This is a genomic window from Amycolatopsis sp. NBC_00345 (assembly GCF_036116635.1).
Lineage (GTDB): Bacteria > Actinomycetota > Actinomycetes > Mycobacteriales > Pseudonocardiaceae > Amycolatopsis.
This window is the reverse complement of sequence record NZ_CP107995.1, coordinates 9,782,690-9,804,091: the sequence shown is the minus strand read 5'-3', so window position 1 is coordinate 9,804,091 and position 21,402 is coordinate 9,782,690. Positions and strand designations below refer to the sequence as shown.

The 21,402-nt window shown below is 69.7% G+C and carries 18 protein-coding genes; 5 read left to right on the top strand and 13 right to left on the bottom strand.

What is annotated here, in order from left to right; all coding sequences use genetic code 11:
- Window positions 1–95 precede the first annotated feature (95 nt).
- Complete coding sequence (locus tag OG943_RS44785) at window positions 96–1,256, top strand: epoxide hydrolase family protein (protein WP_328606935.1); 1,161 nt, start codon at window positions 96–98, stop codon at window positions 1,254–1,256.
- 454 nt (window positions 1,257–1,710) lie between these two features.
- On the opposite strand, the gene OG943_RS44780 is transcribed toward OG943_RS44785, so the two are convergent.
- Window positions 1,711–2,841, bottom strand: coding sequence for an HNH endonuclease signature motif containing protein (locus OG943_RS44780; protein WP_328606934.1), 1,131 nt, complete (start codon window positions 2,839–2,841; stop codon window positions 1,711–1,713).
- Window positions 2,842–2,993: 152 nt separating this feature from the next.
- A complete protein-coding gene (locus tag OG943_RS44775) occupies window positions 2,994–3,347 on the bottom strand; it encodes an AraC family transcriptional regulator (RefSeq protein ID WP_328606933.1) in 354 nt (117 codons plus the stop codon).
- A gap of 148 nt (window positions 3,348–3,495) precedes the next feature.
- Between OG943_RS44775 and OG943_RS44770 the strand changes: the two genes are divergently transcribed.
- Window positions 3,496–5,481, top strand: a complete 1,986-nt coding sequence (locus OG943_RS44770) for an ATP-binding protein (RefSeq protein ID WP_328606932.1) — start codon at window positions 3,496–3,498, stop codon at window positions 5,479–5,481.
- A 15-nt stretch (window positions 5,482–5,496) separates the two neighbouring features.
- Here OG943_RS44770 and OG943_RS44765 read toward each other — a convergent pair whose 3' ends face one another.
- From OG943_RS44765 to OG943_RS44750, 4 genes are all read right to left on the bottom strand, one after another.
- Window positions 5,497–8,193: an AAA family ATPase gene (locus OG943_RS44765; RefSeq protein WP_328606931.1), complete on the bottom strand. Its 2,697-nt coding sequence runs from the start codon at window positions 8,191–8,193 to the stop codon at window positions 5,497–5,499.
- Window positions 8,194–8,262: 69 nt separating this feature from the next.
- Complete coding sequence (locus tag OG943_RS44760) at window positions 8,263–9,048, bottom strand: maleylpyruvate isomerase family mycothiol-dependent enzyme (protein ID WP_328606930.1); 786 nt, start codon at window positions 9,046–9,048, stop codon at window positions 8,263–8,265.
- A 46-nt stretch (window positions 9,049–9,094) separates the two neighbouring features.
- Entirely contained in the window at window positions 9,095–9,877 is a 783-nt protein-coding gene (locus OG943_RS44755) for an alpha/beta hydrolase (RefSeq protein WP_328606929.1), read from the bottom strand.
- Between the two features lie 113 nt (window positions 9,878–9,990).
- Window positions 9,991–10,749: an amidase gene (locus OG943_RS44750; protein WP_328606928.1), complete on the bottom strand. Its 759-nt coding sequence runs from the start codon at window positions 10,747–10,749 to the stop codon at window positions 9,991–9,993.
- Window positions 10,750–10,917: 168 nt separating this feature from the next.
- On the opposite strand from OG943_RS44750, the gene OG943_RS44745 reads away from it, so the two are divergent.
- Window positions 10,918–11,121 carry a hypothetical protein gene (locus tag OG943_RS44745; protein ID WP_328606927.1) on the top strand — a complete coding sequence of 68 codons (204 nt, stop codon included), beginning with the start codon at window positions 10,918–10,920 and terminating at the stop codon, window positions 11,119–11,121.
- Window positions 11,122–11,600: 479 nt separating this feature from the next.
- Here the strand turns inward: OG943_RS44745 and OG943_RS44740 are convergent, their stop codons facing one another.
- On the bottom strand, window positions 11,601–12,401 hold the full coding sequence (locus OG943_RS44740; RefSeq protein WP_328606926.1) for a nuclear transport factor 2 family protein: 801 nt from the start codon (window positions 12,399–12,401) through the stop codon (window positions 11,601–11,603).
- Window positions 12,402–12,463: 62 nt separating this feature from the next.
- Here OG943_RS44740 and OG943_RS44735 point away from each other — a divergent pair, with 62 nt between their 5' ends.
- Complete coding sequence (locus OG943_RS44735) at window positions 12,464–13,456, top strand: helix-turn-helix transcriptional regulator (RefSeq protein WP_328606925.1); 993 nt, start codon at window positions 12,464–12,466, stop codon at window positions 13,454–13,456.
- Here OG943_RS44735 and OG943_RS44730 read toward each other — a convergent pair.
- On the bottom strand, window positions 13,450–14,457 hold the full coding sequence (locus OG943_RS44730) for a S66 peptidase family protein (protein WP_328606924.1): 1,008 nt from the start codon (window positions 14,455–14,457) through the stop codon (window positions 13,450–13,452). The two genes, OG943_RS44735 and OG943_RS44730, sit on opposite strands and share 7 nt — an antisense overlap.
- A gap of 136 nt (window positions 14,458–14,593) precedes the next feature.
- On the opposite strand from OG943_RS44730, the gene OG943_RS44725 reads away from it, so the two are divergent.
- On the top strand, window positions 14,594–15,400 hold the full coding sequence (locus OG943_RS44725; RefSeq protein WP_328606923.1) for an NYN domain-containing protein: 807 nt from the start codon (window positions 14,594–14,596) through the stop codon (window positions 15,398–15,400).
- A 747-nt stretch (window positions 15,401–16,147) separates the two neighbouring features.
- On the opposite strand, the gene OG943_RS44720 is transcribed toward OG943_RS44725, so the two are convergent.
- The 5 genes from OG943_RS44720 to OG943_RS44700 form a co-directional block, all read right to left on the bottom strand.
- Window positions 16,148–16,918, bottom strand: a complete 771-nt coding sequence (locus tag OG943_RS44720; protein WP_328606922.1) for an SDR family NAD(P)-dependent oxidoreductase — start codon at window positions 16,916–16,918, stop codon at window positions 16,148–16,150.
- A gap of 106 nt (window positions 16,919–17,024) precedes the next feature.
- Entirely contained in the window at window positions 17,025–18,215 is a 1,191-nt protein-coding gene (locus tag OG943_RS44715; RefSeq protein WP_328606921.1) for a Gfo/Idh/MocA family protein, read from the bottom strand.
- Between the two features lie 4 nt (window positions 18,216–18,219).
- Window positions 18,220–19,104, bottom strand: coding sequence for an SIS domain-containing protein (locus OG943_RS44710; protein WP_328606920.1), 885 nt, complete (start codon window positions 19,102–19,104; stop codon window positions 18,220–18,222).
- Between the two features lie 27 nt (window positions 19,105–19,131).
- Window positions 19,132–20,439, bottom strand: a complete 1,308-nt coding sequence (locus OG943_RS44705) for an alpha-glucosidase/alpha-galactosidase (RefSeq protein WP_328606919.1) — start codon at window positions 20,437–20,439, stop codon at window positions 19,132–19,134.
- Complete coding sequence (locus OG943_RS44700; protein ID WP_328606918.1) at window positions 20,436–21,401, bottom strand: carbohydrate kinase family protein; 966 nt, start codon at window positions 21,399–21,401, stop codon at window positions 20,436–20,438. The genes OG943_RS44705 and OG943_RS44700 overlap by 4 nt, the downstream gene beginning before the upstream one ends.
- Window position 21,402: the final 1 nt, after the last annotated feature.

Genomic DNA, 21,402 nt, shown 5'->3' with positions numbered 1-21,402 from the left:
GACTCGCGGCATCGGCAAGAATTGCCTATTTCGACGGTGTACTCCGCAATTTTGTGCATGGAACGAACCGGTGCCGATGGCCTAGCGTGGCGGTCGTGACTGAGATCGAGCCATTTCCGGTGAGCATTCCCGAGCACGACCTGGAGGACCTGCGGGCGCGGCTCGACCACGTCCGGCTTCCCGAAGCGGAGACGGTCGAGGACGGTACGCAGGGCATCGGCGTGGAGCGCCTCCGGAGCCTGCTGGACGCCTGGCGGCAGCACGACTGGCGGTCACTGGAGAAGCGGTGGAACGCGATCCCGCACTACCGCACCCGGCTGGACGGCCTCGACATCGCGTTCTGGCACGTGCGCTCGCCCGAGCCCAACGCCTTTCCGCTGGTGCTGACGCACGGCTGGCCGGGCTCGGTACTGGAGTTCGAGAGCGTCATCGGCCCGCTGACCGACCCGGTCGCGCACGGCGGTTCCGCCGAGGACGCGTTCGACGTGGTCGTGCCGGCCCTGCCCGGTTACGGGTTCAGCGAGCGGCCCCGGGAACCCGGCTGGAACCCCGGCCGCACCGCGCGGGCCTGGGCCGAGCTCATGACCAGGCTCGGCTACGAACGCTTCGGGGCGCACGGCGGCGACTGGGGCGCGTTCGTCAGCACCGAGCTGGCTTGCCTGGCGCCCGAGCGGGTCGCGGCCCTGCATCTGACCATGCCGGTCGCGTCGCCCCTGCCCGAGGACTTGGCGACGGCCGACGACGCCGAGAAGGCCATGATCGCCCAACGTGACCGGTTCATGAGTACCGGCCCCACCCATGTGATCGCCCAGGCCATGCTCCCGCAGACGCTCGGCTACTCCCTGCTCGACTCTCCGGCCGGGCTCGCCGCGTGGCTGAGCCAGGCGCTGGTCGGCTTTTCGGACACGCGGCCCGAGGCCGGTGGCGGTGTCAGCGTGGCGCAACAGGTGGACGACATCGCCCTGTACTGGTTCACCGGCACCGGCGCCTCCACCGCCCGCTGGTACTGGGAGGCGGTCCGGTGGACGCCGCGCGACGCCGAGGCGCAGAACGCCCGGGCGGTCACCGTGCCCACCGCCTGCACGTTGTTCCCGGGCGAACCGTTCCCCGTCGCCCGGCGCTGGGCGGAACACCGGTACCACAACATCACCAGCTGGAACGAGATGGAGTACGGCGGGCACTACCCGGGTTGGGAGAAGTCCGCCGTGTTGGTCAGCGAGCTGCGGAACGCCTTCCGCGAGGCCCGCGATCGCTAGTGTCGCGTGCTCCGGCTTGGTCCGAAGCGCTCCATTGAGGTTTTCTCAGTGGAGCTGGGTGCGGTGGGTGCTGCCGTGGGATGTGGCGTGGGCCGCTGGTGGGACTGAGTTCGCGAAGACCGAGTCCTGGAGTCCAGAGGCCCCACGTGATTTCCTATGGGGTCACGCTTGATGTGGTGCGCGAGTTGGCCTTGTTCGTCGCCGGTGCGCTCCATGTCGAGCGCCGGCATCGGGGCACTCGCCGCGACCGGGGCGCCACGGGTGCACTGTGGTACTCGGGCAATACCGCGCCTTCGGCGGCAACATCCAGTTCGTGGCCAGCGCCGACGGATTCCCGCGCTGGGCCTTCCCGGTGCTGCCCGGCTCCCCGGGACGACCAAGCAGCCCTCGTCGTAGAAAGGGCGGAATCACGCGACGCTGGCCCAGCTTTGGAGGTTCCTCACTGTGTGCCGGGTCAGGCGGCTTCCTCGCGCCCGGCCTCGGCGTCGCCTGCGGCGTCTCGGACCCGGCTTTCGTGCAGTGGTGGTGGTGTTGTCGCGTATACCCGCCCTGTCGGTGTGGTGATGGTGCCTTCACCGCCGGGCGCTGTGGTGTAGGACCAGCCTGGTTCGTCTTTGAGGCGGTGGTGTCGCCGGCAGCGCGGGCCGAGGTTGTCTTCGGCGGTGTGGCCACCTGTCGCGAAGTCGCGGGTGTGGTCGATGTCGCTGTACTGTGACGGGCGATGACATCCCGGGTGTTGGCACACCCGGTCCCGTACCTGCACCAGGTCGGCGAGGGCGGCTGGTGGTCGGTAGCGGGTGCGGCCGACACTGAGGACCTGCCCGGTGTCGGGTTCGGTGATGATCCGCCGCCACACCGAGTTCGAGTCCGCCGCAAGCGCCCGCGCCAGCCACGCCGGAACCGTGCCACAGCCCGATAGTTCGGCGGGGTCCTCGTTCAATCCGGCCAGCGTCAAAAGGTCCACATAGACATAGACAACAGGCTTCACGCCGCTGTCACCCGGCGCCCGGTTCAGCAGCCGATCAACCAGGACATCCGCACGCAACTGCTCCAACGTCCGGGACTCGCCTCCGCGACGCAGCCTCCGCGCCTCCTGATCGAGGGAGATGTAGATCGCCGAGGCGTGTTCCACGGGCAGATCACACAGCAACGTGGACATGGTCTCGTCCTGATGAATCAAACACACATTACGGTCGCGCCGTCGCGCCCGGGATCTTCGCTCGTATCCCTCGGCATCCACCTTCTGTACCACCCGATTCACCGCAGCCCGTAACGACGACGGATTCTTCCCCACCAACCGCGTCGCCACAATCGCGTCAACCTGACCAGCCATCTCATCAGACAGAGCGATAGTCGGCTCGAATACCATCCGCGCCTTGAAAGCGTCGATTTCCCCACGTCGAAACGCCGCGAACGTTGCCGGTAACCGGGTGGTCAGTGCCTGCGCCAACGCGACATCAGCCCCAGCACGCCGCTCTGTCACCGACAACTCCAACGCCAACTCAGCCGCCACCGACCGGGCAGACCCACCCGTCGCCGCGAACAACGCGACATCAGCAGCCTGCTCAGCCTCCAACTGCGCCACCCGGATGGCCCGTTCATGAATCCGAGACAAAACATCGGAGGCAGAATCTCTAGAACAATTCACCCTTTAATTTTACCGACGCCACCCATCGAAAACGTCACCAAATAGAGTGAACAAAAAATCTTCATATCAACCCGCGAGGCCCGCGATCACTAGGCCGACCGGCGATCGCTTGTCCGCGGCGACCACTGTGACGGCCGTACCCCGGTCTCGCGGAGGAAAACCGCGGACAGGTGTGCCGTGCTGTAAAACCCGCACCGCTCCGCCGCTTGCGTGACCGTGGCCCCACCTTCCAGCAGCCGTTTAACCTCAGCGACGCGCAACAGGGTCAGATAGCGGTGCGGCGTGTGGCCGGTGGCCCGCTTGAACACCCGCAGGAAGTGGTACGGGCTGAACCCCGCCACGCCGGCCAGCTCCGCGACGGTCACCGGCCGCTCCAGCTGGTCCCGCATGAACACCACCGCTTGGCGCACGGCCTCGCGCGGGACGGGCTCAGCGAGCGGCATGATCGTGTCCTTCGTCGTTACGTGCAGTGACGTCGTGATCATCAATCGGCCAGTCGGCCCGCACCAGCCCAGCCACTGCCCAGTCGCTGCCCATCCGGTGCCCAACTACCGTGGGTCACCAGTGCGCCGGGTCGGTTACCGTTGATCTGTGACGGTGCTGGGTGAGCGGCTGCAAGAGCTGCGGAGACGTTCGTTCGTCGGCCGCGACAGTGAGGTGTCGCTGTTCCGGGACGCGCTGGCCGAACCGGGCCTGATCTTCGTGCACGGAGCAGGCGGTGTCGGCAAGAGCGCGCTGCTCGAGGTGTTCGCGGACGTCGCGGCGACCGCCGGACGCTCCGTGGTCCGGGTCGACGCACGGCAGCTGCGGCTCGCGCCGGACACGATGCCCACGGTGACCGGCAGTGACCGGCCGGTGCTGCTGATCGACACCTATGAACTGCTCGCGGACAGCGACGACTGGGTCCGCGAGGAATACCTGCCGTCACTGCCCGGCGACGTGCTCGTGGTGATCGCCGGGCGCCAGCCGCCCCGGCCGTTGTGGCGGGCGGACCCGGCCTGGCGGGACCTGATGCGGGTGGTCGCGCTGGACAACCTGCGGCCCGGCGACGGGCGGCGGTACCTGGCGGCCCAGCAGGTCCCACCCGAGTGGCACGACCGGTTGCTGGCCATCAGCCACGGCCATCCCCTCACCCTGTCGATGGTGGTCGACGCGGTACGCCGGGGCGCGGAGCCGCGCACGCTCGCCGATCTGCCCGACGTGGTGAGCGGGCTGCTGATGCAGGCGATCGACGCGGCGCCGAGCGCGCGCCACCGGGCGGTGCTGGAGATCTGCGCCCACGCGGCCGTGACCACCGAAGAACTTCTGCACGAGGTGATCGGCGCGGACGCCGGTGAACTGTTCGCCTGGCTGCGCACGCTGCCGTTCGTCGATGAGGGGCCGCGCGGGTTGTATCCGCACGACGTCGCCCGCGACGCCCTCGACGCGGACCTGCGCTGGCGCGCCCCCGGCCGGTACGCCGAGCTGAAGGCCAGGGTCTCGGCCGCGATGCTGGCCCGGATCCGCGCGTCGGTGGACGAGCGTGAGCAGATCCAGCTGCTCGTCGACACGATCGTCCTGTCCGGTGCCCGCTCGAAGATCGAAACGTGCACCACCCCGCCGCCGACGATGCAGGCGTACGCCGACCGGCTGCGGGACGGGGACCGGGATCCGATCATCGCGATGACTTCGGCCTGGCAGGGCGAAAAGCAGGCCGAGCTGGCCGCGTACTGGCTGGCGCGCCAGCCCGCGGCGTTCTGGGTTTTCCGTTCCCTGTCGGGCGAACCTCGGGGCTATGCCGCGTGCCTGGAGCTGACCGAGGCCGAGGCCGAGCTCGACGTGGACCCGGGGGCCGCCGCCATGTGGCGGCACGCGCACGAGAACGGCGCGCCCAGGCCCGGCGAGCGGGTTCGGGCCTGGCGGTTCTTCCTCGACCGCGACCACGGTCAGTTCACCTCGCCGTCGGTGACCCTGTTCGCGGCCTGCCAAACCCTCGACATCCTGATCCGCGGCGACAACTCGGCGTGGACGCTGGTAGGCGCGTACGCCGACGCGGCCCGGTGGGACCGCACCCTGGCGAACCTCGGTTTCCAGCCGGCGCCGGAAGCCGAGTACGCGGTCGGCGACCGGCGGTTCCCCGTTTTCGCGCACGACTGGCGCCGCACGGACGTCACGGAGTGGCTGCGTTTCGTCCATGCCCGCCAAGCCGGCGCGTCGGCTCCCCCGGCCGAACCCGGCAACGCGATCCTCTCCGAGCCCGAGTTCGCGAGCGCCGTCCGGGATGCCCTGCGTGACCTGCACACGCCGGAACGGTTACGGGACAACCCCTTGCTGCGCTCACGAATGGTGCGGCAGCACCAAAGCGGCGGGCCGTCCGCGCTCCAAGACCTGCTGACCACGGGCGCGGGCATGCTGCGGCCCGATCTGAGCGAGCTGGTGGACCGCACCTTCCTGCACCCGGCCACCACCCAGGAACGCGTCGCCCAGACGCTGCACCTGTCCTTCAACACCTATCGGCGGCACCGGGACCGGGCGGTCGCCCACCTCACCGAGTGGCTGTGGGCCCGCGAGGTCGGACAGCAGCCGAACAGCGCGTGACCCCGCCGGCCAAGGTCAGTGCCCCATCAGGTCGGGGTGGTCCTTGAGCTGCCTTCGTGAAGTCACCCCGAGTTTGCGGAAGATCATGCGCAGGTGCGCGTCGACCGTGCGCTTGCTGATGAACAGCGTGGTGGCGACCTCGTTCGAGGCGGCGCCCGAGGCCACCAGCCGGGCGACCGCCAGCTGCTGCATCGTGAGCTTCTCGTGGGCTTGCGCGGATCGGCCCTCGACCCGCTGCCCGGCGGCACGGAGCTCGTCGGCGGCGCGCCGGGCGAACCCGTCGGCCCCGGCGGACGAGAGCAACTCGTGGGCGGCTCGCAGTTCTCGCAGGCAATCCTTCAGGCGGCCCTTGCGCCGCAACCACTCCCCGTACAGCAGGTGCGCCCGGCCAAGGTAGGGCAGGAGGGGACTGACCTCGAGACACTCGACGGCTTCCCGGTAGTCGTCCTCGACTCCCGTCACGAGCCCTCGGGAGTACGCCGTGACTCCTCGGCCGAGTGTGGTCCCCGCCGCTTGCGCGCGTTCGGTCAACGACTCCAGCGCTCGCGCGGCCACCGCGGGCTCGCGGCATTTGACGGCGGCTTCGACGAGCTCGGGCAGGGCCACTCCGATCAGGAAGAGGTCGCCGTGCTCCGTCGCTTCACGGGCCGCGGCCAGTGCGGCGGGGTAATCGGCCAAACCGTTGTGCAGCACGGCAGCGGCCCAGTGCAGGTTGGTCACCTGGCCCGTTCCGCCGGAGGACTTCGCCGTGGTGGCCGTCCGGAGGAGGCCCATGGCTTCCTCACGGCGGCCCCTCATGGCGGCCAGCTGCAGCCGGTGGTACATCAGCGGGGGCTCGCCGGCCGCGTCGGCGATCGCTTCCTCCTCGGCGGACGCGGCGAGCGCCAGCCCGAGGTTGCCGGCGAGGATGGCGTGCAGGGCTTCTTGCGCGAAGGCGAGCCTCAGCAGCAACGGCGAGCCCGACTCCCGGCCGGGCTTCACCAGCCATTCGGCGATGGCGGTGGGGGTGTCGGTATCCCAAAGCTCGGCGGCGATCATCGAGGCGAGCGCGGGGCGTCGGCTCCACAAGTGGCCGCCTTCGGCGTGCAGCGCATCGCGAAAAATCGGAATCGACGTGCGGTAATCGTGCTCGGCAAAGGCGATCAGCGCTTCGAGGAGATCCGGGGAGCTGGGCGCCGGCGCCACGGCCCGTGCCGCGGTGAGGACCTCGTTGACGACCCCGCCGGCGCGACCGACGACCAGACTCGTCTCGAGGGCGTCCAGGAAGCAGTCCCGTGCTCGGTCGGGGTCCAGTTCGGACAGTCGTCGCGCCGCGCTCACCGTCAGCGACGGGCCGCTGCTGTCGCCGGGGCGGGTGAAGGCGATCCGGCTTCCCAGCAGGTCGACCTGGGCCCGTTGGAACTCGTCCAGCGAGGCGGTCTCGATGGTGGTGAGGAGGCCGGCCGCCCGGTCGATGGCGCCGGCCTCGATGCCGGTCCGCACCGCGGTCAGCGTCCGTTCGACACGGCGTTCAGGGTCCAGTGACAGCGCGACCGAGCGTTCGAGGAACTCGGCCGCCGCCGCGACGCCCCCGCGCGACCGAGCCCGCGACGCACAGCGCTCCAGGTCGGCCGCCACGTCCTCGTCCGGGCCGACGCTCGCTTGCGCGCGGTGCCACGCCCGCCGGTCCGGGGCCGTGAGCGGGTCGGTCACCTCGGCCAGCGCGCCGTGAACCGCACGGAGCTGACCGTCCTCCGCGGCGTGGTAGACCGCCGAGCGCGCCAGCGGATGACAGAACCGGATGCGCGCCGCGAACTCGACCAGCCCGGTGGCGGCCGCGGCCGCGCCGGCGACCGGCACGTCGATGTCCAAGGCGCCGGCGGCCGGCCACAGCAGACCGGGATCGCCGGTGGGATCCGCGCTGGCGAGGGTCAGCAACAGCCGCGCGTCGGCGCTCAGACCGGCCAGCCGCGCCCGGAAGCCGTCCTCGATCCGCGACGGCACCGACGACGCCGCGGGCGGGATGAAGCCGCCGGCCCGGGGCAGTTCGAGCAGGGCGAGCGGATTGCCGTCCGCCTCGGCGATGAGCCGGTCCCGGACCCGGTCGTCGAGCGGGAACGGGTTCCGTGCGGTGAGGAGGGTCTTGGCGTCCTGGTCGCTCAACCGGTCGACGGCCAGCCACGGCAGCGCGGTCAGCTCGCCCACTGTGGACGGTGTGCCGGTGGACGGTGAGCGAAGCGCGAGCACGATGGCGACGGGGTCCGCCCCGACGCGGCGGGCGAGGAAGGCCATGGCCTGTGACGACGCCGCGTCCAGCCACTGGGCGTCATCGATCACGCACAACACCGGCTGGGCACTGCTCACCGCCGTGACCAGCTCCAGGATCGCCAGGCCGGCCTGAAACGGCTGGGGTGTCCCGTCGGCCAGGCCGAACGCGATCCGCAACGCGTCGCGATGCCGGTCCGGCAGCTCGGCGAGGTGTTCGAGGACCGGCACGCACAGCTGGTGCAGGGCGGAGTACGGCAGCTCCTGCTCGAACTCGGCGCCGGAGGCCCGCAGCACCCGGAAGCCGGAGGCCGCTTGTTCCGCGTGCTCCAGCAGCGTGCTCTTGCCGATCCCGGCCTCGCCGCCGAGCACCAGCGCCCCGCCCCGGCCCGCACGCGCGGCGCCGATCAGCTCGTCGACACGGCGCTTCTCGCCGTGCCGGCCGACCAGCAGCTCGGCTCCGGGCATCAAGGTGACCATGCTTTGTCGCTGATCATGGGCACCAGCATAGTGACGGGTTCTTCGGTCGCCGGGTGGCTACTCCTCGGGCTCCCAGTCGCGGAGCAGGTCGAACAGGCCCGCGTCGCCGTCGATCCGCACGGCGTCCGCCGGGATCCGGTCGTACATGAAGAGGACCAGCTCACTGGCCGTGCCGTGGACGGAGACGCCGGCCGGTTCCGGGCCCTCACCGGCAGCGATGGCGGGCGTGGGGAGGCGGGTGGAGCGGGCGCCGTCGCCGTCGACGGTGAAGCGCCAGGAGCGGCCCTCGGTGGTGTGGAAGTCGAACGCGGTGGGCTTGTGCGGCCAGGCGCTCGTCGTCGCGCAGCAGGTGAACAGGAACTCCTCGAGACCGTCGAGCGCCACCTCGTCCGGCAGCGGCCGTGGGGCGCCCGCGGTGAGCTGGGCGTCGTAGGTGTGCACCGCGATCTGCTGGAGCTGGTGCCGGGCGACGGCCCCGCAGGTGGGCGGCGACTGCGAGGCTCCCCACCACGTCCAGCAACCGCGATCCGGGCCGGCTTCCCGCAGTGCGTCCAGCAGCTGCTGCGTCGATGCGGCCAAGTTGGCTGACAGGGCCTCACGCTCCCGAGGCACCGGATCGTTCTGCAGTGCGGCCTTGGCCGTGGCGGCGGGCCCGGCGGCGATGGTGGCGGCCCAGGCGCGGCGTCCGTCGCTCAGGTGCTGCGCCAGGTCGAACAGCGTCCACTCCGGGCAGGTCGGCACCTGGAGGTCGAGGTCGGGTGCGGCGGCGACGGCGGCCCGGAAGGCGGCCGACCGTTCGTCGATCAGCCGCAGCAGATCGGGGAACTCCAGAGTTTCGTCCACTCCGGATGTCTAGCACTGTGCTCCGGCGATCGGACAGCGATTTTCGTCAGTTCACGGGGTACAGCGTGCGCAGTCCTTCGCTCAACGCGTACGACGCCGCCGACCCGTGGGTCTGTCCCGGGTACAGGCGGGTGGTGAGTTCCAGCGAGGGGTAGTCGCGCAGCCGCAGCAGCTGCGCCATGCGGGTCATCGACCCGACGACGTCGGCGGCGGCCACGTAGGGATCGGCGAGCTCCGCCTCGCCCGCGCCGAAGAACACCCTTGCCGCCAGGTCGTCGTGGGCCGCGGCGTAGTCGGCCTCCAGGGTGAACAGCAGGTCCTCGCATCCGCTGAGGGCCGGGCTGCCGGCCAGATAACGGCCGAACGCCTCCGGGCGGGAGAGCAGGGCGTAGCCGACGAAGTGACCGCCGGCGGAGAATCCGGCGATGCCGTGATCGTCGTCGAACCGGAACTCGGCCGCCAGCTGCGGGCGCAACTCCTCGACCAGGAACGAAAGAAGAGCGGCGGCGCCACCGCCGGCCTTCGCCATCTCCTCGGGCAGGACGGCCGCCATCTGCGCGCCGCCCGGCCCCGCGTTGACCCATTTCGGCCGCGGGTAGAAATCGTGCGCTCGACGTTCGTTGAACTCGACGAGGTCGATGTCGTCGGGCGCGCCGACTCCGACCAGGATGAGCTCGGGGATCTCCTGCACCATTCCGAGCACGTTCATCAGCCCGACGACAAGCGAGAAGTCGAGGGAAGCGTCCGTCACCCAGAGGACGGGGTAGCTGCGGTCGCCCTGGCCGTAGGACGGGGGCAGCGCGATGTGCACGTCGTGCGGCCAGGGCACGTCGGTCCCCTGTACCCGCCTGGCGGGCAGTACCTGATACGTGTGCCGGGGTTGGTGCACAACTGCCTCCTGCTGATGCCGGGAATCGGTTCGGGCAGACGATCGGGGCCCGCTCAGGCTTCCGTCCAGATCGCGGGTGACGGTCCTTCCAGGACGTAGTCTGTTCGGTACTCACCTTCACCGAAGCGCCGAACAGGGCGAACAGGCTGTCGATCATCACGTCGAAAACGGGACCGCCGCCTGGCCGTGAGGTTCTCGCAATGCGGAGCCGCTCCGCGGCTGGACTTGAGCCCGATGAGACCGCACGTGGCGGCGGGTGTCCGGATGGACCCGGCGCCGTCGCTGCCGTAGGCGATGGGAAGCAGGCCGGCGGCGACGGCCGCCGCGGCTCCACCACTCGAGCCCGACGACGAGCGAGTCTCGTCCCACGGCGTTCTCGCGTCGGGCGCCAGATCGTTGGCGGTGTAACAGACAACGCCGAACTCGGGCACGTTGGTCTTGCCCACCGAGATCAGCCCGGCGGCCTTGAGCAACCCGACCGCATGGCCGTCGGCTTCCGGCACGTAGTCGCCGAGCGCGGCCGAGCCCAGAGTCGTGCGGACGCCCGCCGTGGGATAGAGGTCCTTGATGGCCGTTGGAACCCCGAACAAGGGCGGGAGTTCCCGGGGGTCCGCCGCCTCCCGCACCTGAGCGGTCGCGCGCTCGGCCGCCTCCAGCGCCGCCTCGGGGGTGAGCGTGATGAACGCCCCCAGCCGGCGATCGTGCCGGTCGATCCGCTCCAGGTAGTGCCGCATGAGTTCGAGCGGGCTGATTTCCTTGGCCTTGATCAGCTCCGCTTGTTCGGTCGCGCTGAGATCGTGGAGCACGCTCATGGGTTCTCCGGTCTGGTTGCCCGATATCCAACCTCAGCGTGACGCGCGCCGCCTCGTCCAGTTGAACGAACGAGAGCCTTCCGGTTCATCGCACCACACGAAGTACGGATACACCGGGTCCTGGCAGCGTGGCCGGCTACATCTCCGTCTCAGGAGGCCACGATCGGATTGCCGAACAGCATCGAATTCTTCGAGGCCGTACTGGCAATCTGCAAACTGGGCGCGACGCCTCAGCCGATCTCGTCGCGCCTTCCGGCGGCCGAACGCGCCGCGATCATCGAGCTGCCGAATCCCGCCCTGCTGGTCGGGTTCGAGGCCGGTGAGAGCGGCCGTGCCGACAGGCTTCCAGTCCGATTCGACCCTGTCTGGTGAGCCGCTGTATCACAATGCGCCTTTCCTGACCGCCGTCCTCGGGCTTTTCACCGGAAACCAGCAGTGCTCATGACCCGGTTTGTGGGAGTTGTATGCGGCCACCGAAGGCCAAGCCGCCACCGTGATCACCGGCGAGGAGTGGCTGGAGCACAAGGGTCTCCGGGACCGGATCGCGGTGGGCGAGATCCACATCCTGGGGCCCGGCGGCGCCGAGCTTCCGGCCGGGGAGACGGGGGCTGGGATCCCCTGGGGGATCTCGGGCACGTGCTCCACGCCATCGTCCAGCTGGATGGCCCCGTCCGCGACGAGGATCTGCTCACGCACCTGCGCGAACATCTGGTCTCCGACAAACTGCCACGGACGTTCGAACGCGCCACCCAACCGCTCCGGGGCGATGACGGAAAAGTCAGGCGTTCGGCGTTGCGGTCCGCACGACTCGACGAACGCAGGCGATCGTGACCGCCGCCAGCTCACGGCACTCAGTGAGCGGCGTCGTCGCCGCTGAGTGCTTGCGCGACGGTGAGGCTGTCCTCGTAGACGTGGTAACGGGTGATGACACCGCCTTCGACGGTGAGGTGCAGTGCACAACGGGCGCTGTACGCCCGGCCAGTGGCCTTCACGGTCTGGCGGATGTCCCCGAGCACCACCGCGTCCGGGCCGTCGACCAGGATCCGTGGCGCCATCCCGCCCCGCTTCTCGTTGACGTGGAAGGCATTCAGCAAACGGAAGTGGTCGGCGACGTCGGCGCGAGTCGACCGCTCCCGGATCCAGGGCACAGCCGGATGCCCCGCGCTGGGCCAGTCGAGCTGCCAGTCGACGGTGTCCGCGAACAGTTCGGCGATCCGGTCCGGATCGCTTTCGGCCAAGCGGCTGAGGAACTCGGCCACGGCGGCCCGGGTGCCCGCTTCCTTCCCGGTGAACTGGTAGTCGCGCTGGATTCGTCCCTCCGGATCGAGCAGGAGGAACATGACCCCGCTCCACACGGGGACGCCGCCGGCCGCGGGAACCATGTGGGTGGAGAACGTGACCGCGTTGTGGTGGGCGACGGCGTCCCCCGCCTGGACGAAGACGAACCCGCCCGCTGCGACGAACTGCTCGTACGCGCCGGTGACCCGGGCCTGGATGGCGTCGTGCCCCTGGTACTCGTCGGTGTCGGTGAATTCCGTGCCATCCTCGGCCCACAGTTCCTCGATTGCCTTGCGCCGCAGCGCATCGTCCGGCTCGTTCCACACTGCTGCGTAGCGACTGGTCAAGGTATCGACATCGGCGGTGAAGGTCATGGCCGAACGCTAACGCCAGTTCACTGACATCTTCTGGCAGTGGATACGGCATACTTGCGGGCATGCGCGCGACCCGTCTGGTGTCCCTGCTCTTGCTGCTGCAGTCCCGCAACCGGATGACCGCCCAGGAGCTGGCGGAGGCACTGGAGGTGTCGGTCCGGACGATCTACCGGGATGTCGACTCGCTCAACGCCGCGGGCGTGCCGGTGTACGGAGAGCCCGGCCACGATGGCGGGTACCGGCTGGTCGACGGCTACCGGACCCGGCTCACCGGCCTCACCGCGGCCGAAGCCGAGTCGCTGTTCCTGACCGGGCTGCCCACGGCCGCCGCCCAGCTGGGCCTGGCCGCGGCGGTGACCACCGCACAGCTCAAACTCAAGGCCGCGCTGCCCGCCGAGCTTCGCGACCGCGCCGGCCGCGTCGCCGACCGGTTCCACCTCGACACCCCGTCCTGGTACCACGACGCCGAGCAGACCCCCCATCTCGCCGTGATCGCGGACGCCACCTGGAACCAGCACGCCGTGCGGATCCGCTACCTGCGCTGGACGGAACCCCACGAGATCACCCGGACCGTCCAGCCGTACGGCCTGGTCCTCAAGGCCGGTAACTGGTACCTCGTGGCTCACGGCCAGGGTCAGTTCCGCACCTACCGGATCTCCCGCATCCGCGACGCGGACGTTCTCCCCCAGCCGTTCGACCGCGTCGAAGGCTTCGACCTGGCCAGTCACTGGAGCAGCTACCTCGACCACTTCGACCAGCGCCGCCACCGGGGCACCGCGATCCTCCGGCTCTCCCGTGACGGCCTCGACCGGCTCCCCGACCTGCTGGAACCGGTCGCGGCCCGCGCGGCCCGGCAGACGGCGACCGGACCGGACGCGGCCGGCTGGACCGAAGTCGAGATCCCCATCGAGTCAGCCGAAGCAGCCGTTCCCGAACTCCTCAAGCTCGGCGCCGACGCCGAGGTTATCGCGCCGGAAGACCTCCGAGAGGAGATCGTCCGGACCCTGCGAGCGATGAACGGCATCTACGGCGTACGCACGAACGACGCTCACTGATCCGCGTCGCTCACCGCCGGTTCGAGCAGCGACAACGTCCGCTGCTGCGCATCCAGGCCGACGCGGATGCCGACCGGCATCGGCAGATTCGGGCCGGCGTGCCCGAACTCGACGTTGCCCAGGACGGGGATGTCACGGTCGCCGAGGACGTCGAGGACCAGCTCGGGGAGCGTCGGGGACGCGCCGGGGCCTTCGAGTCCGCCGATCTCGCGCGGAACGCCCACGACCATGCCGGAGATCCGATCGAGAATGCCGCTGTGCCGCAGTACCTGCAGATAGCTCCACACGTGCGAGGCGTGGCCGCCCATCTCCTCCCAGAACAGCACCGCGCCGTTGAACCATTCGAGCGGCAGCGCGTAACGCGTCGCCTGCGCCAGCACAACGCGGTTGAGCACTCCGCCGATCAGCCGGCCTTCGGCCCGGCCGGCCCGCCAGCACTCCCACGACGGGCCGGCCGGCAGCGCACCGATCGGCTCCGCACCGGTCAGCAGCGTCGAGTAGAGCTGCTCAAGCTCCTCCCGGCGCGCCGCGGTGACGGTCTGCCACGCCTTGCCGAGCCCGGGCGTGGCCAGGTCGGCATGGAACCCGACCAGGCCCGTGCGCGCGTAGAGCACCAGGTGCAGCAACGAGATGTCGCTGTAGCCGAGGATCGGCTTGGGGTCGGCGGTGATCGCCTCGACGTCGATCAGGCCGAGGTAACCGAGCACCGTCATGCCGCCGTCATGCGCGATGATCGCGCGTACCTCAGGATCACGCAGAAGCGCGTTGAACTCCTCGGCGATCTCCGCCGGCGGCGCCGCGCTCCACCAATGGTGCCGCCCGGCTTCCAGCAGCGGCGCCCGGCGCACGCGGAATCCCATCCGCCCGAGCACGACTGCCGCCTGCTCCAGGTCAGGCTCGTAAACCGGTTGGAGCGGCCCGGACAGCGACGCGATGACAACGAGATCTCCGGGTGCCAGAGCACGAGGCCGGAGCAGTTGAGGCAGTGGAGCACGGGTCACCGACGCAGTATCCCGACGCCCGCAACGCATTTACCGACCCCGGCGCGCCCGCGAGAGCACTGGCCGGCATCGGCCACCTGACGTACCTTCCTGCTCGGGCCACCTCGACCACAAGTCCCAGAAAGCGTGCACCTTCATGAGCGAAAACCTGGCGAAGCTGGCAGTGCTGATCGACGCGGACAACGCCCAGCCGGCCATCGCCGACGGGCTACTGGCCGAGGTCGCCAAGTACGGCACCGCCTACGTCAAACGCGCCTACGGCGACTGGACCGGCACCAGCCTGCGAGGGTGGAAGGACCAGCTGCTCTCGCAGTCGATCCAGCCCGTCCAGCAGTTCGCCTACACCAGCGGGAAAAACGCCACCGACGCGGCGATGATCATCGACGCCATGGACCTGCTCTACTCCGAACGGTTCGACGGCTTCTGCATCGTCTCCAGCGACAGCGACTTCACCAGGCTCGCCACCCGGCTACGCGAATCCGGCGTCACCGTCTACGGCTTCGGCGAACGCAAGACGCCCAAACCGTTCGTCGTGGCCTGCGACAAGTTCATCTACACCGAAAACCTCACCTACACCACCAGCCCCACCGCCCCGGCCGACACCACACTCGCACCACCCCCACGAGCCACCGCCACCCAGCTCAAGCAGGACGCCGCCCTGATCAACCAGCTGCGCAACGCGATCGAAGCCGCCTCCGACGACGACGGCTGGGCCACCCTCGCCGCCATCGGGCACATCATCACCAAACAACGCCCCGACTTCGACGCCCGCAACTACGGCTACGCCAAACTCAGCGACCTCATCACCGCGACCACCCTGTTCGACCTCGACCGCCGCAGTCCCGGAGACGGCAAACCCACCGTCATCTACGCACTCGACAAGAGGCACCGCACGGAGAAGAAACCCAAGGCCGGCCCACCGGAACCGGCGCACGGCGATTGAGCACCTCCGGGGGAACCGGGAACTGTGGCCGCTGATGAACTAGAGCCTCATCGTTCAACGACTCTGGGTTTGCGGCGTTGTCCCCACAATGGAGCGGCGGCCGGCCTCGTCAGTTCGGGCCGGCCGCCCGTGAGCAGATCCAAGCAATTCCGCCGGACCAAAAGACAGCTACGCCTTTAAGCGCTGCGTATCGCGTTCGAACCTCATGTAGCACAAGACAATGTCCGTACGGTGGGTCAGGTCAGACCGTGGCCAGGAAGACCTGCGCAGCAGAGCGGTGCTGGGGCCCCCGGGCTTCCAATGGTCGGTACCCAGTTGCCGTCGCCATCGCTGCTCGTCACAGCTGTGTCGTGGTTGGGCCGAGCGGTCTCCGCGCTGGCCATGCCGGTCAGTGACAGCACGGCGCTGGTCACCGCCAGGGCGAGCACACCCGCGGAGGCGGTGCGACGAATCAAAGTCATGTCTTGGCTCTCCTGATGTTTCCGCGGTGATCCCACCGCATCCTTCTGCCCAGGCGATCTGGGCATCATCACCACGATGCCCAGATCGGCTGCCCTGCCGCCAGGTGCCTGCCCTCAAGATCAAGGGGGAATGCCCGATAGGCCTGAGCCTATACCGCAAACAGGTGGATTCAGTCCCCTTGGCCACCATGTCCAGTCGTCCAGCCACCAAATTTGCGCGAAAGAATACGTCCTGGCACGATGTCCACGCGACACGGTTACAACGTCAACGTTCCTTGATGAGGCACTAGAACAAACGCGGATTGCCGTTGGAGGCGGAGAGGCCGCCGTCGACCGGGATGTGCACGCCGTTGACGAAACGGGCGTCGTGGCCGGCGAGGAAAGCGATCACGTCGGCGACCTCGGCGGGTTCGGCCGGGCGCCCCAAGGGGTTCCGCTCGCGGAACGCGGCGAGGACGGGCTCCGCCAGGAATGACGCCGTCAGGTCGGTCACGGTCAGGCACGGGTGGACGGCGTTGACACGCACCCCCTCACGGCCGTGGTCGAGCGCCATGGCATTGGTCAGGTTGGCCAGCGCTCCCTTGGCCGTGTTGTAGGCGGCCAAACCCCAGTCCCCGCCGAGGCCCGAGACCGAACCGACGTTGACGATGCAGCCGCCGACGGCGCGTAGCCGGGGCAGCGCGGCCTTCGACGCGAAGAAGACGCCGTCGACATCAACGGCCATCACCTGGCGCCAGTCAGCCGTGCCGGTGTTCTCGACCGTGCCGAGCGTCGCGATGCCCGCGTTGTTGACCAGGACGTCGAGGCGGCCGTATTCCCTGGCCACTTCCTCGACCAGCGCGGTGATCGACGACTCGTCGGCGACGTCCGCCGCTCGCGCGACGATCGCCGAACCGGCGGGTGCCTCGGCCACCGTCCTGCGCAGCTTGTCTTCGTTGCGTCCGACGGCGATCACGGTGGCGCCGTCGCGCCCGAATCGGTGCGCGGTGGCGGCACCGATACCGGACCCGGCGCCGGTGACGACGACTACTTTGCCGGCGAAAGGACTGTCGGCCATCAACGGCCCCGCTTTCTTCAGGAATGGGTCAGGCGCTTTCCACCTTCCGGCCGCGGACCACTTCACGTCCAATGAATGTTTCGCAAGGAGGGATACGGATCTCGTATCAGCCGTGGCCACCGAAATACCGGACGATCGCCGGATCCGGTGGCGGCACCTCGACCGCACTGCCGCCCGACCGCAGCGACGTCGTGGCGGCGACTCCGGCTGCGACAGCCTCCCGGGCCGCGACCGGCGACGTCTCGATCGAGCCGCCCTCGGCGACGAACCGCAGGAACTCCGTGACCAACGCCGCGTCCGCGCCGCCGTGGAGGCCGCCCGGCTCGGGCGGGACCGGGATGGTCAAGTCGCCTTCAGCCCGGTAGCCCGACCTTCCGCTGTTCCACACCTTGATCACCGCGTCGTCGCCGGAGATTCCGTCGCCGAAGTTCTCCATCCGGCCCGCGTCGCCGATCACGGTGTAGTTGCGCCAGTAGTCCGGCGTGTAGTGGCACTGCTGGTAGCTGGCGAACACCCCGTTGTCCATTTCGGACAGCATCAGGCTGAGGTCTTCCACGTCGATCACGGGATTCAGCCCACCCAGCGCGGACGGCGGCCAGACACCCGGGTCGAACCAGTCCGTCATCCGCTGCCCGGCCGTAGCGTCCCCCGCAACCGGACGACGCGGGTTCGAGCCGTACACCGTCAGCCCGCCCATCGCCGTGACGCGGCGGGAGAAACCGCCGGCCAGCCAATGCATCACGTCGAGGTCGTGCGCGCCCTTCTGCAGCAGCAGGCCGGTGGTGCTGGCCCGTTCCGCGTGCCAGTCCTTGAAGTAGTAGTCCCCGCCGTGCCCGACGAAATGCCGGCACCACACGGACTTGACCGCACCGATCACGCCCTCTTCGATCAGGGCGCGCATCCGGCGCAGCACCGGCAGATGCCGCAGGTTGTGGCCGACGAACAGCCGCGTCCCGGTCTTCGCCGCGGCCGCCAGTATCGCGTCGCAGTCCTCGATTTCGATCGCGAGCGGCTTCTCCACGAACACGGCGACTCCGGCGGCCAGGAACGCCAGCACGGGCTGGGTGTGCACGTGGTCGGGAGTCAGCACGAACACCGCGTCCAGCGAGTCTTCGAGCATCGCCTCGTAGTGCTCGTGAATCGCGACGTCGGCGCCGAAGCGGTTCCTGGCGTCGGCCCGGCCACGCGGGTCCGGGTCCGCGCACGACACCACCCTGGCCGTTCCCGGACGGTTCGCCAAAGTGGCCACGCCCGCGCGTTGCCCGACGCCGACGACGCCGATCCTCAGTTCCGGCACGGGATCAGCTCGCCTGGAGAACGACGGAGCGGGTCAGGTGCGCCGGCCGGTCCGGATCCCGGCCGGCCGCGACGGCGAGCCGGACCGCCAGCCGCTGGACGACGACGAGTTCGGCCAACGGGTCGAGCCGCGCCTGGCGCAGGTGCCCGCCGGTGGCCCGGATCTGCTCGACGAGCGGCTCGGCCAGGCCCGCCATGCTCCACACCGCGCGCCCCGGCCCGGCGACCGCGATCGGGCCGTGCCGGTACTCCATGGCGGAGTACGACTCCGTCCACCACGCCGCGGCCTCCCGGACCTTCAGCGCGGCCTCGTTGGCGATGCCGATGTGCCAGCCCTCGCCGAGGAACGAAACCTGCTCGGCCTCAAGCAGTTCGTCCTCGATCGGGGTTTCGAGCGCCGTCACGACGTCGTCCAGCACGCGGTCGGTGACCTGCCCCAGCTGGGCTCGCAGGAGCAGCAGCTGGGTGGTGGGAAACCGGGTCTGCACCACGGATCGCTCGTCGGCATAGGGCAAGCAGACCACGTCGTCGGCGAGGTCCGCGACCGGTGAGTCGCCGACCGCCGTGATCGCGGTGACGCGGGTGCCCGGCCGGGCCTGCTCGATCGCGGTGAGCACCTCGGTGGTGGTGCCGGACCGGGTCATGGCCAGGACCCGGTCGTACGGGCGGTTCAACCTCGCCTCCGACGCCGGGTAGACGTCGGTGAGCCCGTGCCCGGCGTCTTCCCGCAGCCGCGCATAGGACTGAGCCATGAACCACGACGTCCCGCAGCCGATCACGGCGACGTGCTCACCGGGTTTCGGCAGGGCGGCGGCGTGCTCGGGCAGCTCGCGGAGGACGCGTGCCCAGCAGTCCGGCTGGCTGGTGATCTCGTCGGTGGTGTACGACATGGGTTTCTCCCGGTGGATCGAGGCGGCTCAGCTGCCGAGGATGGCACGCAGGGCGGGTTGCAGCCGGTCGGCGTGCGCGCGGACCAGGTCGTCGCACAGCTGCCAGATCTGCTCGACCGGCAGCGTCGCCGCAGTGGCCGGGTCGGCCATCGCGGCGTGCCGGATGTGGCGCGGCTCGTTGTCCACGGCGGCCCGCACCACGAGATCGTTCATGCTGAGGTAGGCGCGGTTGAGCGCGGCCAGCTGCGGGGGCAGCGCGCCGATCCGGGTCGGCTGCACCCCGGAAGCGTCCACCAGGCAAGGAACTTCGACGACGCCGTGGGCCGGCAGGTTGTCGATCAGGCCGTGGTTCGGGACGTTCCCGTACACCGTGCGCGGGGTTCCGGTGACGATGCTGTGGATGACCTGCGGCGCGTACTCGTTCGTGCCCTCGACGGTCAGCGGGGCGTCGGCGGCGAGCGCGCGGCGGGTCTGCTCGTAGGTCGCCACGTTCTCCTCGACGATGCCGAGGTAGTCGCCGATGGGCAGGCGCAGCCGTTCGACCTCGCTGTCGTGGTGGAGGTACCAGGGCACGTACTCGGCGGAATGCTCGCTGGTCTCCGTCGGGTAGTAGCCCAGCCGCCGGAACATGTCGAACCGGACGCGGCGGCGCAGCTCACCGTCCTCTTCGGCCAGTGCCGCCAGCCGCGGGTACAGGTCGGCGCCCTCGTGTTCGAGCCGCAGCAGCCACGCCTGGTGGTTGACGCCCGCGGCGCGGTAGACGACCTCGGACAACGGCACGCCGAGCAGCTCCGCGAGCCCGTGCACCGTCCAGTACACCGAATGGCACAGGCCGACCACGCGGGTCAGGCCGGTGGCTTCGGTGAGGTACTGGACGTTCATCGCCATCGGGTTGGTGTAGTTGAGCAGCCACGCGTCCGGGCAGACCTCGGTGATGTCCTCGCCGAGGGCCTTGAGGAACGGGAACGTGCGCAGGGCCCGGAAGATCCCGCCGATCCCGATCGTGTCCCCGATGGTCTGCCGCAGGCCGTAGCGCGCCGGGACCTCGAAGTCGGTGCGGGTGGCCTCCCCCATCCCGATCTGCACGATGTTGACGACGAAGTCGGCCCCCTCGAGCGCCTCACGCCGGTCCGTGTACGCGGTGATGGCGGGCTTCACGCCGCGTTCGGTCGCGATGTACCGGGCCGCGCCCAGCGCGGTCGCCAGCCGTTCGGCATCGATGTCGTGCAGCGCGATCTCCGTCTCCCCCAGGTCGGGGTAGGCGAACAGGTCGGCGAGCAGGCTCTGGGTGAACACAACGCTGCCGGCGCCGACGAAGGTGATCTTGGTGCTCATGCTGGATCCGTTTCGGTGCGAAGGAGATGGACGAGGAGGTCGTCCCACGTGGGCTGGCCGGTGGTGCCGCCGGCGGCGCGGACGGACAGCCCCCCGCACACGGCGCCGGCTTCGAGGGACTCCCCTGGTGACATGCCCGCGAGCAGCGCGGCGAGGAAGCCCGCGTTGAAGCTGTCCCCGGCGCCGACGGTGTCCACAGTGTCCGCAGCGTCCCCCGGGATGCCCGTGGTCACGTAGGTTTCGCCGTCGACGCGGGCGAACGCGCCCCGGGAGCCGTCCTTGACCACCACCGCCGGTCCCCGCGCGGCCAGCAGCGCGGCCGCCTCCTTGGCACCGGCCATCGGGGTCGCGGCCAGGTTCCGGACCTCCTCGGCGTTGGGCAGCAGGTAATCGGTCTCGGGCAGCAAGGCCGCGATGCCGCCCGGATCCCAGGCTCCGGACGGGTCGTCGTTGGTGTCGACCGACGTCGTCGCGCCGTGCGAGCGGGCGAGGCGCAACAGGCGCGGCAGCTCGGGGGCGAGCTTCGGCAGGAGGAAGTAGGACGAGACGTGCACGTGCCGGCTGGCGGCGAGCAGGCGCTCCGGCACGTCGGCGGCAGTGGTCGCGGCGAGCGCCCCACCGGCGGTGAGGATCGCGCGGTCGCCATCCCTGGTGAGCACGACGGTCAGCGGGGTCGGCGCGTCCGGGTCGACGGCCAGCGCGCTCGTGTCGACTCCGCGCTCGTCAAGTGCTTCGCGGACGAACCGCCCGGAGGCGTCGTCACCGACCCGGCCCGCTATGGCGACCTTGAGCCCGAGGCGAGCAGCGCCCGCCGCGGTGATGGCGGCCGACCCGCCCAGGGTCAGGGTGCCCGAGTCGACGAGCTGTTCCCGCTGGCCGAAGGCGATCGGAGTCCGAAGTGGACCGAGAATGACGTCGGGGTTGGCGTCCCCGATCACGAGCAGGTCAAAGTGGTGTGACACG

Bases quoted from the DNA above. Each gene is read 5' to 3' on its own strand.
- OG943_RS44775 (WP_328606933.1), bottom strand. From the start codon at position 3,347: ATGCCGCTCGCTGAGCCCGTCCCGCGCGAGGCCGTGCGCCAAGCGGTG.
- OG943_RS44765 (WP_328606931.1), bottom strand. From the start codon at position 8,193: ATGCCCGGAGCCGAGCTGCTGGTCGGCCGGCACGGCGAGAAGCGCCGT.
- OG943_RS44750 (WP_328606928.1), bottom strand. From the start codon at position 10,749: ATGAGCGTGCTCCACGATCTCAGCGCGACCGAACAAGCGGAGCTGATC.
- OG943_RS44740 (WP_328606926.1), bottom strand. From the start codon at position 12,401: ATGACCTTCACCGCCGATGTCGATACCTTGACCAGTCGCTACGCAGCA.
- OG943_RS44735 (WP_328606925.1), top strand. From the start codon at position 12,464: ATGCGCGCGACCCGTCTGGTGTCCCTGCTCTTGCTGCTGCAGTCCCGC.
- OG943_RS44725 (WP_328606923.1), top strand. From the start codon at position 14,594: ATGAGCGAAAACCTGGCGAAGCTGGCAGTGCTGATCGACGCGGACAAC.
- OG943_RS44720 (WP_328606922.1), bottom strand. From the start codon at position 16,918: ATGGCCGACAGTCCTTTCGCCGGCAAAGTAGTCGTCGTCACCGGCGCC.
- OG943_RS44710 (WP_328606920.1), bottom strand. From the start codon at position 19,104: ATGTCGTACACCACCGACGAGATCACCAGCCAGCCGGACTGCTGGGCA.
- OG943_RS44705 (WP_328606919.1), bottom strand. From the start codon at position 20,439: ATGAGCACCAAGATCACCTTCGTCGGCGCCGGCAGCGTTGTGTTCACC.